The following is a 13715-nucleotide window of genomic DNA, read 5'->3' as shown; positions in this document are numbered from 1 at the left end:
CCGATTTTTTTATTTAGTGAACAAGCATGTATGAGAGGGGATTAGTATTAGAATAAATTTATGAAGGAAGTTAAATGATATGGATGTTAAATATAGGAAGTGTATTTTGTGAATGTCATCTATTTGTATTGAAATTATGTGATTATCATGCGGAAGAATAATTGGTAATTTTTACATTGATGAAAAAGCTTGAGCTTCACACTATGTTAAGCCTTACAGTATTGTAGACATGAACAGGAGGTTGAAAAATGAAAAAAATAGTAAAGTTTTGTTTAATAGCTACATTATCTACAACGATTATTAGTGGATGTTCTTTTGAAGGGAATAATGAAAATGCCAAAGGGAAAGAGAAAGAGGATAAAAAAGTAGAGGTACAGAAAAACGCTGGAAAATATACGATGCCGGATGAAAAAGATAAACATGAAGGTACATGGCTACAATGGCCTCATGAATACACATATGGTCAAGAGTATAAACAAGAAGTTGAACCTATTTGGATTAAGATGGCAAGTGCTTTAACTGAGGGTGAAAAAGTCCACATTGTTGCATATGATGAGGAAGAGAAAGAGCGAATCAATAAGCTTTTAATAGATAAAGGGCTGAATATGGATAAAGTTGATTTCTTTATCGCTCCTACTGATGATGTGTGGGCAAGAGATAGTGGACCGATTTTTGTTTATGACAATAATAAAAATCTGAAAATATTAGATCCAGCATTTAATGGTTGGGGAAAGAAAACGCCATATAAAAATGATGCCCGTATACGTGAGAATGTTAGTAAACAATTAGGGGTTGAAAGAATTGATTGGGGGAAGTTTGTCCTTGAAGGTGGCGCAATTGAATTAGACAGCAATGGGACTGCTTTATTAACTCGAAGCGCAGTAACGAATAAAAATAGAAATCCTGATTTATCAGAAGCGGAAATTGAAAAATATATAAGTGACCTTGGGGTGACAAACTTTATTTGGTTAGATGGAGTGCCTAATTTAGATATTACTGATTTTCATATTGATGGATTTGCTAAATTCCATGATCAATCTACAATCGTAACGATGGCAGAAGATGACTTGGCTGAATGGGGCTTGTCAAACAAAGATATGGATAAATTGTTAGATGCAAAAAATGCTTCAGGACAGAAATATAAGTACGAATACTTACCGCTTAGTAAAGATAAAGTTACTTTAGAAGGTGGAAAAACTCTAGATTATAAGGGGTCATATATCAATTATTATGTTGGGAATACAGTTATATTGGTGCCTAACTATAATGATCCAAATGACAAAATCGCAAACGATACGATTCAGACATTATACCCGGATCGTAAAGTAGTGGGAATTGATGTGAGAGAGCTTTATAAAAATGGCGGAATGATCCATTGTGTGACACAGCAACAACCGATTCAATTGAAGTAATCGATTATAGTTTCGTTATGTTGCTTTATAGACAAAATAGGTGAAATGCTATCTTTACTTATTTTGTCTTGTTTTAACATCTGTAACAAGATAGTAATGTATAATTTTAATGTAACGATAATTAAATAAAAGTATATTGTCATTATTGTTTTATATGGAAAAGGAGAAAAATGTTTGTGTTAAAGAATTTTAAAAGAGTATTTTCGTTTTTCCCTATCGTTCTACAGTACATTATAAATGTAGCTTTGATCTGTTTGGGAATTGTTTTAAGTGTGTTTCTTATGAAAGAAGTCATTCAATTTATACAAGAACTTAAATTAAATAGTGAGGAATCTAGTTATCATTTAATTGATAGCATTGTCGTATTTTTTTTATATTTTGAATTCATCGTAATGATTATAAAGTATTTTCAAATGAACTTTCATTTTCCATTACGTTATTTTATATATATAGGTATTACGGCTATCGTTCGTCTAATTATTATAGACCATGATAGTCCAATGGATTCATTGATATATGCTTGCGCGATTCTTGTATTAATTAGTGCTTTATTCATTGCAAATTCTAAAATAATGCGTCGTGATTTAGAAGAGTGAACGTTTGTTGTTTAAATCAAAAAAGATGTTTTATCTTTTGGTAAAAAGGAGTAACAGTATTGAAAGAAATAATCTTAACCAGTTTTATAATAATAGGGTTTATGATTCTACTATTTAATTGTATACTTTCATAATTTAAAAGAATAAAAGGTTAATAAGGAAAGAGGTTTTTGTAAATATGGTTCATTACAATAATCAAAATAGTTTACATCAAATATTTACATTAAAGGGAACAGTTATAAGAGATATTTTCCCACAAATTTTATTATATATATGTATTTCAACGATAGTAACTGTGATTAATTATTATTATGTAGAAATAAAAATTAATCAAACTCCTTGGGTAATTGTTGGAGGAGCTTTAGGTCTACTGTTAGTTTTTCGTACTAACACTGCCTATGATAGGTATTGGGAAGGTAGAAAGTTATTTGGCACGGTTGGTGCTTGTACTAGAAATTTGGCAGTTAGTTTTTTATGTTATTGGGAGTCTGAAGGGAAAAAGACGGATCAGGAAAAATTAAAATTTTTACATTTGTTAATTGGTTTTCCAAAGATAGCGAAAGGACATTTGAGAGACGAAAAAGATTTATCCGAAATAAAAGCATTGTTTGATATTTGTTCTGAGAAGGAAAAAGAAATGTTGGCTGAGTCTATTCATTTACCGATTAGTATAGTTTTTATGTTAAAAACTATACTATCAAAAGGTTTGAAAACGGGTCAAATTCACCCAAATGCAATAATTAATATGGAAGCTGATTTGAATACTCTGCTTACGGCTGTGGGTGGATGTGATCGGATCAAAACAACGCCTATTCCTTTTGCATATTTTGCTCATATTAAAATTTTACTGCTCAAATTTTGCGGGACTTTATCGATTGGTCTTGTTGATAGTCTTGGATGGTTTACAGTACTTGCAACTACGTTCATAAGTTTTGCATTTATAGGGATTGAAGCAATAGGGGTTGAAATTGAGGATCCATTTGGTCAGGATCCAAACGATCTTCCGCTAGAAGGGATTTGCATAGGGGTAGAAACACATTTAGTGAATTTATATAATCAAAACGCTCTATTAGAAGTAATGGATTTGAATCTTGATAAAAAAATCATCTAATCCGTCATCGTGTACGGCGATTAAAATTTAAAAATCTTGTCAAGAGTCAGTTTACGGCTTAACGACGGCTTTATATTTTTTATATAAATATATAATATTTCTCCGTGCTATAATCCATTCATGAAATGTGCACGTTTCAAAAATTGTAATGAAAAGAGAAATGAATTGGGGAATAGTTGGCTTATTGAAAACAGTTATTCAATCATTATTAAAAAGCGAGGTAAGTAATATGGAACAAAAACATAGTGGCATTATTTTTACTGCAATACCAGATGAATCGAATGAATATTATCGACCATTTTATGAAGACATTATTTATTTTAATGAATACTTAAATGAAAATAAAGCATTTACCGATCAACTTATATCTTTATCTGTTGAAGAGCAAGACTTTCATACAAACTTTTTTGAGTATGATGATATTTGGCTAAGAGATGTTGCACCAGTTGTAACAAATCATCTAGTTAAATTCAAATATCAACCAAATTACTTACCGAAAGATCAAGGACGATATTTAGATCAACAATTTAATAAATGGTTGAAAAAGAACGACTTTGAATATGTGACATCTCCATTGATATTAGACGGTGGAAATCTTATTTGGAATAAAAAAGATACCGTTATATTAACGGAACGCATATTTGATGATAATTATGATTGGACGGAAGAAGAAATTATAGAGCAACTGGAATGGGATTTAGATGTGAGTCGGGTTATTATTATTCCTACTGAAGAGGGAGATGTACTTGCACACGCAGACGGGATGGTTAAATTTATTGATGAACATACAATGTTTATTAGTGATTTTTTAGGGGATCATGAATTTAGATATAAGGTTCAAGAGATTATTCAAGAGCAAATGCCAGAGGCTGAATTTATAGTTGTTCCTTCGTCATATACAGAGAAGGGTCAATACGATGAAGAGATAGCGTCAGCAAAAGGTTTATATATAAATATGTTAGAAACATGTGATACGCTTTACGTTCCTAAGTTTGGATTAGCTAAAGATGAGGAAGTTTTACGATATATTCAACAGCATACTGAGAAACAAGTTATTCAAAGTCATGTAGGAGAAATATCGACAATGGGAGGCGCCATGAATTGTTTAACGTGGTATTGTCCTAGTCATTTGTTACCTTCAAAAATGAAAAGGCTGAACGATCAGAATGAAGGTTCTTCAATCAGAAAAATATTTGATTGGTTTTAATAAATAAGCTTATATATAAGAAAATGTATTCAAGGGGTATTTATATGTATACAATTACTGAATTTTCACGGATTTGTAAAATGAGTACACGAATGTTAAGGCATTATGATAAAGAGGAAATATTGAAACCAGCATATGTGAATCCGGTAAATGGATATAGATATTATGAGCAAGGACAGCTTGAAATAGCGTTGAAAATTAAAAAGCTAAGGGAGTACAAGTTCCCTTTACCGAAAATTAAAATAATTCTTCAATCATCAGATCAAGATTCATTTATTAAACATATGCAATCACAAATTATAGAGTTGTCTCATGAGGTGAAACAAAATTTACAGGTTATTTCAGAAATGAATGAAATGGTAAATATGAATCATGCTTTAAATACTGCTTGTCATAGAAATTACGATATATTTATTGGAATGAGAAATGAAATAACAGTAATTGCTCAAAGACTGCAAATAAATATAGAGGATATGGATGATTATTTTTATGACTTATATGAAAAAGTACAAAAGCATAACTTACAAATGGTCGGTTCGCCCTCTACGGTCTTTTATGATGAAGAGTATATTCCAAATGAAAGTGATGTTGAATTAAGGATTCCGGTCATGCATGGGAACAATAAAGATGTAGTACAAGAATATGAAATAAAAAAATTAAATCCACATCAAATCGTTACTACTATGCATTATGGAAGTTATGACTATATAGGCTACGCTTATATTGCGTTAGAAAAATGGATTGAAAGAAATGGTTATGTAATAGATGGTTCACCATATGAGGTCTACATAAAGGGACCTGAATGTGATTGTTTAGTAGAGGAGTATGTGACACAAATTTGTTTTTTAGTTATGAAAATAGACTGAGAATAAGGATTGACATTAACATTATGTCAATCCTTATGCTATTTATGTAAGTAATTCATCATAATAAAAAGGAGAAAGAATATGAAAAGAACAATCATGATTATTTGTCTGATTCTAAGTATGACATGGGTTTCAGCGTGTACTCCTGGAGTAGGAGAAGGTGAGAATGGTAGCTTCGTTCTACCAAATCAGTTGCCAAAAAATGTAGTGTTTAAAAATGGTACAATCTATACTTCAAATGACAAGCAAGACATTGTAGAGGCTGTAGCCGTTAAAGAAGGGAAAATTACATTTGTTGGTTCAAACAAAGATGTAGAAGGATTTATAAATGAAGATACGAAAGTGGTGGATTTACAAGGACGTTTTATTCTTCCTGGTTTTGTGGACAATCACAATCATATATTTGAGGCGAAATCACCAGCAGCAGGGAATTGTAGTGTCTCGCCAGATGCTGCGCTGCAAGAACAACGCTCGTATTTAAAGGCTTGTAAAAAAGATGTGAAAGATGGCGAATGGATAAGCGGAACAGGATTTAGTTTGGAAGAGCTGTTAAAAGATATGGACGAAAAATCTGAACAACAAACGCCATTACAAGTTCTTGATGAGTTATTTCCTAATAACCCTGTATTAATTATGGAAAGAACTTCTCATTCTGTATGGGTTAACTCAAAAGCATTGGAATCAGCAGGAATAAATAAAGAGACGAAAAATCCGCAAGGCGGAAGAATCATCCGGGATCCAGAAACAGGAGAACCTTTCGGGCTTCTGTATGATACAGCAGGGGATATCGTGATGGAAAAAGCATGGAATTCCCAGCCCAATCTCTTTGAAAAAAATTATGAAGGTTTGTTAGACGGTTTAGATGAGGTTGCGAAGAATGGTATTACTACAGTCGGCGATGGACGTCTTTATTGGAAACGAGGCTGGCTAGATGTTTGGAATAAAGTTAATGATGAGAAAAAGTTAACGTCGCGAGTAGTACTTCGTCCGTGGGTATATCCGAACTTAAATGAAGCAGAGCAAATGGAGTATTTCAAAAAAATTAAGCGTGATGATGTATCATCTAGAATGCTTATTAATCAAGTGAAGATGTATAGTGATGGAATTAGCATTAACAGCACAGCTAAAATACTAGAAAAATATAAATTTGAGTGGTTTAAAGGAACACCGTACGGTTTGAACTATATTCCAGAAGAAAAAATGAAGTGGTGGTTGAGTGAACTCAATAAAATTGGTTACGGTGCACTCATCCACACAATTGGAGATGGCGGAGTAAGAGAAAGTTTAAATGCAATTGAAGCAGCGAAAAAAGAAGGGGCGAATCAACCTTATACGCTTACACATGTGGAAATGGTAGAAGATAGTGATATAAATCGTTTTGCTAAGTTAGGTATTAGCGCTGATTTCCAAGTAGGTCATGATTTTGCAGAAGATCCTAAACAAAGCTGGGCAAGTGCGTATTTTACAAATCAACAGATGAAACGAATTATGCCGTTAGGACGCATTTGGAAAACAGGAGCAAATGTATCGCTTAGTAGTGATTGGGACGTAAACGAACTGAATCCACTTGTGACAATTTCGAATGCGTTAAGTATTGAAGAGAAAGGCTTATCTGATATATACGCAGCTATTGATGCATATACAATTAAGCCCGCCAAAGCACTAGGTCTTGATAATATTACTGGTTCAATTGAAGTAGGTAAATCAGCCGATATGGTATTGCTAAATGAAGATATTACTAAAATGAGTGTCGATAAGATTCCGAATGCGAAAGTTTTAGTGACGGTTTTACAAGGAGAAGTAGTGTATCACAAGGGAAAATAAAGAATCAGTTTATGAAGTAGTTAATATATTTCTGTTGACCTTAACATGATGTCAAAGTTTAGACTGAACTTACATTCGAAGAAGGGGTGAACACGTATGAGAAATATGGAAAATAGTTTGTTTTATATGCCAGCTGAGTGGGAAAAGCATGAGGGGACATGGCTCCAATGGCCTCATGATAAAGCTCATAGAGGTGAAGGTTACAAATCTAAGCTAGATGATATTTGGGTAACGATGGCAAAGGAGCTTCATTACGGTGAGAATGTGCATATTGTTGTATTTGATGAGGAAGAAAAAGTACATGTAAAATCGAAGTTAATTGAAGCGAATGTAGATATGGATAAAATTGATTTTTTAATTGAAGAAACGGATGATGTATGGATAAGAGATAACGGACCGATCTTTGTAAAAGATAAGAAAGGCAAGCTCTGCTTAACACACTGGATTTTTAATGGGTGGGGTGAGAAATATCCGTATGAAAATGATGCGGGTATTCCGGAAAAAATAAGTGAAATGTATAACATTCCAAAAGTTAATTCTAGTGTCTGTATAGAAGGTGGAGGAATAGAGATAAATGGAAATGGCACCTTAATGGCGGCAAAAACTTCTATTATAAATGAAAATCGAAATCCTACACTAAATCAGGAAGAGATTGAAATAGAGTTAACGAAGTATTTGGGAGTAACGAATTTTATATGGATAACTGGTATTCGCGGAGAGGATAATTATGATGAAGATACAGATTACCATATTGATGGGGCAGCGCGTTTTGTAAATGAAAATACAATTCTTTATGAATATGATCCTTTTGGGGAGAGTGAATCCTACCTTTTGGAGGCGTACGAAAAGCATTATCAAGAATTTAGACAAGCGAGAAATATAGATGGAAATCCATTTCAGCTCATCCCAGTACCGGTAACAAGAAAAGTGGTAAAAGAAGCAGACTGTAAGGGCTCGTATTTGAACTTTTATATTGGAAATGAAGTTGTATTAGTTCCTATATACGGTGATGAACATGATAAGTTAGGACTTCAAATCATTGAAGGGCAGTTTCCAGGAAGAAGAATTGTCGGTGTTTATGTAAATGAACTGTATGCGTATGGTGGTATGATTCACTGTGTGACACAGCAACATTTAGCATAAAGTAACCGAAATGAAAAAAGCATGCAGATTCTATAATCTGCATGCTTTTTTCTATAATGCTGAAAACTCTTCAACAAGTTGGGTGAATCGATTTAATGCACTTTCAATCGGTTCTGGTGTAGTTAAATCAACGCCAGCTTTTTTCAGTAGGTTTAATGGATAGTCAGAACTTCCGCCTTTAAGGAATTCAATATAGTTTTTCTGAGCATTTGGATCACCGCTTAATAATTTATCGGCGATTTGAATGGCAGAAGCGAATCCAGTTGCGTATTTGTATACGTAAAATGGACGGTAGAAATGAGGGATTCTAGACCAGCCATATTTTACTTCTTCGTCAAATACGAGGGAGTCGCCATTATATTCTCTAAATAAGTTTTCGTAAATTTCACTAAAGACTTTGGCATTTAATGGTTTACCTTGTTCGGCCATTTCATGTGTGATTTTTTCAAATTCTGCAAACATGATTTGTGTAAAGAAAGTACCTTTAAAGCTATCGATAAAGTAGTTAATTAAATGATTACGTACGTTCGTTTCTTTTGCTTCTTTTAATAAATAATGAATTAATAGCACTTCATTTACTGTAGAAGCGACTTCTGCAACAAAGATAGTATAGTGTGCAGAAATTCTTGGTTGGTATCCGTGTGAGTAATGTGTATGCATGCCGTGTCCACATTCATGAGTAAGAGTGAAAAGGCTATTTAAATCATCATGATGATTTAAAAGAATGAAAGGATGAACACCGTATACACCAAAGTTATAAGCGCCAGAACGTTTTCCTGGTGTTTCTCTCACGTCTATATAGCGTTTATCTTTAAAGTTTTTTAATGTTTCGATATATTCTTTACCTAAAGGAGCTAGTGACGCGATCATTATATCAAACGCTTCGTCGTATGGAATGTCTTGTTTTACACCTTTTACTAAATCAACACTCAAGTCGTATTGTCGTAGTTCATCTACATTTAATTTTTCTTTTCTAAGTTCATTATACGTATGTAATGATTGAATGTTTTTTTTCGTTGTCTCAATTAAATTTTCATATACTTCTTTCGGAACCATGTCGCCAAATAATGATTTTTCTAAAGCTGATGGATATTTTCGTAGCTTTGAGACAGTAACATTGTTTTTAATAGCTGCGGACAAAGTAGAAGCGATAGAATTCTTTAATTGAACGTATGGTTTGTAATAAGCTTTATAGGCTTCTTCACGTTTCTCACGATTCTCATCTTCTATTAGCTTTGAATACATTCCACGTGTTAAGTTTACTTTTTCTCCATCATCAGTAGTCACTTCACCAAAAATTATATCTGCATTATTTAACATGCCAAATGTATGCTGCGGGGAGGAGAGTGCTTCACCCATTTGTGATAAAATCTCTTCTTGGTCTTTATTCAAAACGTGTTTTTTATAACGGTATAGCTCAAATAAGTCTTCTTTATAATAGTGTAAGCCTTCGGTTTCTTCTATGTAAGATTGTAATGTGTTTTCATCTACACTAAGTAAGAATGGGGAAAAGAAAGATTTAGCCGCACTTACTTTCACGTGTAATTGTGATACTTTATCGACAAGGGATTGAGCGTCAGTATCGCGTGTATCAAGATCAGATTGTAATCGTGCATAAGCGAACATTAAAGATATTATGCTAGATATTTCTTCACTCTTTGTTAAATAAGCTAATAAACTATTGCCATCGTGAATATTTCCATTAAACTTGTGTAATTCATTCGTTAATACTTCAATTTTATGAAAATCGCTTTCCCAATCTTCAATTGTATGATAAATATCCGTTAAATCCCATTTTTCTTTATCAGCTACTTGTAGTCGATCTTTAAGTTCAGTCATAATCATTTCCTTTCTAAATATGTAGTTATATTCCTATATAACTATGAAATACAACAAATTGCAAAAAATCCCTGCTGGAAAATGAAAAGCCTTGCCGGAAATGGCGAGGCTTTAAAAGTTATAATGTAATGCCGAACGTTGAATGAAGGAGGTTTGTATATTGCTCTTTTGTAATTGTTTCTTTTGTTTTATTTCTATTTTTCGTTACTGTAAGGCTATCTTTTGTTAATGATGCGTGCCCGTCATGAGTAAGTTTTACAACAAGAGGTACTTTGTTAAATGGTGAACCTTCATGTTCAACAATTATTTTTTGTGCTGCATTTGCTTTCGTTTCATCCACTTCTTCCAAGTAAAATGCATAACCTACTGTCCAATCATCAGTAGAAGATTGATCTAGAAACTCATTGCTTTTACGCATTTCTAAAATATAATTACCTTTTTCAGTCGTTTCTTTACGAATACGATAGTCGCCTGTTACAGAATGAACGATCTCACCTGAGAAAGGAACAGGGGAAAGGGGTAAATATGATCCGAAACCTACTTCAATTAAGTAAAGTTCATTATGATGTTGTAAAACAGTTGCGATATGCCCTGAATCTACAGCCCATATAGAATTTGCAGCGTTATAAACTGTTCCTGAAACGAGATGGACATCGAATTTAGAGTCTTTAAGGAAGTAATACATAGCCGGATTCAATTCATAACAAAGACCGCCACGGTTGTTTATTAAAATTTTTTCTTTTAGATTTTTTTTTGATATTTCTTTAAAGTTGTTTTCGAGAATATTTAAGTTTTCAAAAGGGACAGTTTGTGCCATTGCATACATAATGTTAGGTAAATCTTCAAATGAAACTTTGTGTTTTTCTTCTATATTTAATCTTGCGAAAAATTGTTTTTGAAAGTCGGTCATAGAAATCCCTCCGTTATGCTTTTATAGATAAATTGTAAACAATTTTGAATCCGATGTGAATTTTAAACTATATGGGGTACTTGTGGAATAGTTGAATTCATATTTTGAAAAATAATGTGAGAGATTAAAAGATTGTTACTTTACTAACTGTAGAACGAATATTATAATAACTTTAATAAATTATGCAAACGTTTTCTTGAAGGGGATGGTGTAAATATGTTGAAAAGGATTACGGTAGTCTGTTTATTGTTTATTTTGCTTTTTCCTAATATATATGAGGGAAATAAGGCAGAAGCAGCAACAGTGAACAATGGAACATTAATGCAGTATTTTGAGTGGTACGCTCCGAATGATGGGAATCATTGGAATCGTTTGCGTTCCGATGCTGAAAGTTTAGCTCATAAAGGAATCACATCTGTATGGATACCACCTGCATATAAAGGGACTTCGCAAAATGATGTAGGGTATGGGGCCTATGATTTATATGATTTAGGGGAGTTCAATCAAAAAGGAACGGTGCGGACGAAATATGGGACAAAAGCACAGTTGAAATCTGCAATTGACGCATTACATAAGCAAAACATCGACGTATATGGTGATGTAGTTATGAATCATAAAGGTGGGGCTGATTATACTGAAACCGTAACAGCTGTTGAGGTAGACCGTAACAATCGAAATATTGAAGTATCAGGTGATTATCAAATTAGTGCATGGACGGGGTTTAATTTTCCAGGTCGCGGAGATGCTTATTCTAATTTCAAATGGAAATGGTATCATTTTGACGGAACGGATTGGGATGAAGGAAGGAAATTAAATCGAATTTATAAATTTAGGGGTGTAGATAAAGCGTGGGATTGGGAAGTGTCTAGCGAAAATGGAAATTATGATTATTTGATGTATGCAGATCTTGATTTTGATCATCCTGATGTTGCGAATGAGATGAAAAATTGGGGAACATGGTATGCGAATGAATTAAATTTAGATGGCTTTCGTTTGGACGCTGTTAAACATATTGATCATGAATATTTACGCGATTGGGTAAATCATGCCAGACAGCAAACGGGGAAAGAAATGTTTACAGTAGCTGAATATTGGCAAAATGATGTTCAGGCTTTAAACAATTATTTAGCGAAAGTCAATTATAATCAATCTGTGTTTGATGCACCGCTTCATTACAATTTTCATTATGCTTCAACAGGAAATGGGAATTATGATATGAGAAATATTTTAAATGGAACAGTAATGAAAAATCACCCTGCACTCGCAGTTACTCTCGTTGAGAATCATGATTCTCAGCCTGGGCAGTCATTGGAATCTGTAGTAAGTCCGTGGTTTAAGCCGCTGGCATATGCATTTATTTTAACTCGTGCAGAGGGCTATCCTTCAGTTTTCTATGGTGATTACTATGGGACAAGCGGAAATAGTAGTTATGAAATTCCAGCGTTAAAAGGTAAAATTGATCCAATTTTGACGGCACGAAAAAACTTTGCATATGGTACGCAGCGTGATTATTTAGACCATCCAGATGTGATTGGCTGGACAAGAGAAGGCGATGGTGTACATGCTAATTCTGGTTTAGCGACATTACTCTCGGACGGACCAGGAGGATCAAAGTGGATGGATGTTGGAAAGAATAACGCTGGGGAAGTATGGTACGATATTACGGGTAATCAAACAAATACTGTAACAATTAATAAGGACGGATGGGGGCAGTTCTATGTAAGTGGAGGCTCAGTTTCCATATATGTTCAGCAGTAAATTGGTGATGAAAAGAAGAGGTAGACTGAAATATAAGTTTCCTCTTCTTTTTACATTGTTATCATTCCTAAATCTTTATTTTAATAAATGAACTAGTCGACTTTTGAAACAACAAGAGATGCATTGGAATAAATAATGTCACCCGTGGCTTCTCTTATTCGTACTCGAAGGACATCTCCTTGGTTTAAAGGTAATAGATCAGTTCTAGCGGATGTAGTTCTTACCCCAGAACCACCACCAACTCGTGTTTCAATGGCGAATTGAATGGAATCATTTATTGTAAGGTTTAATATACTAGACGAAATAGCTTGTATCACAAATACAATTGAAAAAGATACAGAGTACACACCAGTGGTATCAATTGTAATGGAGTTGTCTACTGGGGTTAGAGTAGTTCCACTAACAGGTCCTGGAATTGTCAAATTAACATTTGTATTAACTACTGCTGAAAAACCGATACCTACTTCAGAAGTTATTGTTCCAAATACCGGGAGAATTCCTAAACCGGTCGCTCCAGTGGGACCGGTTATTCCAATTCCAGTAGCGCCGGTAGGACCAGTTATTCCGATTCCAGTAATTCCTGTAACACCAGTAGGACCAGTTATTCCAATTCCAGTAGGTCCTATAATCCCAGTGGGACCAGTTATTCCAATTCCAGTAAAACCTGTCGCACCGGTAGGTCCTGTGATTCCAGTAGGTCCGGTTGGGAATGTAAATGGTGGAATTGGTGGGAGTGTGGGGCCAATTAAATTTGGTTCAAGAGCAGGTCCATGTAAAATAATATTTTCTTTGCTCATATAGTAACCTCCTATGACTGCTTGTCATAATTATTAAATGTATTAGGGTAAGTAAATGACATTCGCAATAGCGGAGGCGCTTATTTAATTATTCTACAACGAAATTAAAGTTGCTACTTTAAAATTGGATACGATAAAAACCGTACTGTGATTGCTATAGAACTAAATATTAGTATGTTTTTAACGTGATTTTAATAGATGTTATATTTGCTTTACGATAAAATGATTATAGTGTAAAAATACACTATAAGT

The 13715-nt window shown here is 33.8% G+C and carries 11 protein-coding genes; 8 read left to right on the top strand and 3 right to left on the bottom strand.

Annotated features, from left to right (window positions below; genetic code table 11):
• The first annotated feature begins 248 nt into the window (after window positions 1-248).
• The 7 genes from AC1DS7_RS20130 to AC1DS7_RS20100 all read left to right on the top strand — a co-directional run bounded on the left by AC1DS7_RS20130 (window position 249) and on the right by AC1DS7_RS20100 (window position 8159).
• Window positions 249-1412: an agmatine deiminase family protein gene (locus tag AC1DS7_RS20130; RefSeq protein ID WP_016100894.1), complete on the top strand. Its 1164-nt coding sequence runs from the start codon at window positions 249-251 to the stop codon at window positions 1410-1412.
• A 176-nt stretch (window positions 1413-1588) separates the two neighbouring features.
• Window positions 1589-2008, top strand: coding sequence for a phosphate-starvation-inducible protein PsiE (gene psiE / locus AC1DS7_RS20125; protein ID WP_016100895.1), 420 nt, complete (start codon window positions 1589-1591; stop codon window positions 2006-2008).
• A 178-nt stretch (window positions 2009-2186) separates the two neighbouring features.
• Window positions 2187-3119, top strand: coding sequence for a bestrophin family protein (locus AC1DS7_RS20120; protein ID WP_476999166.1), 933 nt, complete (start codon window positions 2187-2189; stop codon window positions 3117-3119).
• Window positions 3120-3348: 229 nt separating this feature from the next.
• A complete protein-coding gene (locus AC1DS7_RS20115; protein ID WP_016100897.1) occupies window positions 3349-4326 on the top strand; it encodes an agmatine deiminase family protein in 978 nt (325 codons plus the stop codon).
• A 44-nt stretch (window positions 4327-4370) separates the two neighbouring features.
• On the top strand, window positions 4371-5192 hold the full coding sequence (locus tag AC1DS7_RS20110; protein WP_016100898.1) for a MerR family transcriptional regulator: 822 nt from the start codon (window positions 4371-4373) through the stop codon (window positions 5190-5192).
• A gap of 81 nt (window positions 5193-5273) precedes the next feature.
• Window positions 5274-7016, top strand: a complete 1743-nt coding sequence (locus AC1DS7_RS20105) for an amidohydrolase (protein ID WP_215588386.1) — start codon at window positions 5274-5276, stop codon at window positions 7014-7016.
• A 96-nt stretch (window positions 7017-7112) separates the two neighbouring features.
• Window positions 7113-8159: an agmatine deiminase family protein gene (locus AC1DS7_RS20100; protein WP_016100900.1), complete on the top strand. Its 1047-nt coding sequence runs from the start codon at window positions 7113-7115 to the stop codon at window positions 8157-8159.
• 51 nt (window positions 8160-8210) lie between these two features.
• On the opposite strand, the gene pepF is transcribed toward AC1DS7_RS20100, so the two are convergent.
• Entirely contained in the window at window positions 8211-9998 is a 1788-nt protein-coding gene (pepF, locus tag AC1DS7_RS20095) for an oligoendopeptidase F (protein ID WP_476999165.1), read from the bottom strand.
• Between the two features lie 118 nt (window positions 9999-10116).
• The gene (locus AC1DS7_RS20090) at window positions 10117-10908 is read right to left on the bottom strand and encodes an arylamine N-acetyltransferase family protein (protein ID WP_016100902.1); all 792 of its coding nucleotides are present in this window, start codon (window positions 10906-10908) and stop codon (window positions 10117-10119) included.
• Between the two features lie 216 nt (window positions 10909-11124).
• On the opposite strand from AC1DS7_RS20090, the gene amyS reads away from it, so the two are divergent.
• Entirely contained in the window at window positions 11125-12666 is a 1542-nt protein-coding gene (amyS, locus tag AC1DS7_RS20085; protein WP_016100903.1) for an alpha-amylase, read from the top strand.
• Between the two features lie 92 nt (window positions 12667-12758).
• Here the strand turns inward: amyS and AC1DS7_RS20080 are convergent, their stop codons facing one another.
• A complete protein-coding gene (locus AC1DS7_RS20080; RefSeq protein ID WP_002142612.1) occupies window positions 12759-13463 on the bottom strand; it encodes an exosporium leader peptide-containing protein in 705 nt (234 codons plus the stop codon).
• Window positions 13464-13715: the final 252 nt, after the last annotated feature.

The organism is Bacillus sp. P4_E1 (assembly GCF_056401715.1).
The sequence above is the reverse complement of the archived record's forward strand: the minus strand, read 5'-3'. Positions and strand labels throughout refer to the sequence as shown.

Bases quoted from the DNA above. Each gene is read 5' to 3' on its own strand.
- AC1DS7_RS20130 (WP_016100894.1), top strand. From the start codon at position 249: ATGAAAAAAATAGTAAAGTTTTGTTTAATAGCTACATTATCTACAACG.
- AC1DS7_RS20120 (WP_476999166.1), top strand. From the start codon at position 2,187: ATGGTTCATTACAATAATCAAAATAGTTTACATCAAATATTTACATTA.
- AC1DS7_RS20115 (WP_016100897.1), top strand. From the start codon at position 3,349: ATGGAACAAAAACATAGTGGCATTATTTTTACTGCAATACCAGATGAA.
- AC1DS7_RS20110 (WP_016100898.1), top strand. From the start codon at position 4,371: ATGTATACAATTACTGAATTTTCACGGATTTGTAAAATGAGTACACGA.
- AC1DS7_RS20105 (WP_215588386.1), top strand. From the start codon at position 5,274: ATGAAAAGAACAATCATGATTATTTGTCTGATTCTAAGTATGACATGG.
- AC1DS7_RS20100 (WP_016100900.1), top strand. From the start codon at position 7,113: ATGAGAAATATGGAAAATAGTTTGTTTTATATGCCAGCTGAGTGGGAA.
- pepF (WP_476999165.1), bottom strand. From the start codon at position 9,998: ATGACTGAACTTAAAGATCGACTACAAGTAGCTGATAAAGAAAAATGG.
- AC1DS7_RS20090 (WP_016100902.1), bottom strand. From the start codon at position 10,908: ATGACCGACTTTCAAAAACAATTTTTCGCAAGATTAAATATAGAAGAA.
- amyS (WP_016100903.1), top strand. From the start codon at position 11,125: ATGTTGAAAAGGATTACGGTAGTCTGTTTATTGTTTATTTTGCTTTTT.
- AC1DS7_RS20080 (WP_002142612.1), bottom strand. From the start codon at position 13,463: ATGAGCAAAGAAAATATTATTTTACATGGACCTGCTCTTGAACCAAAT.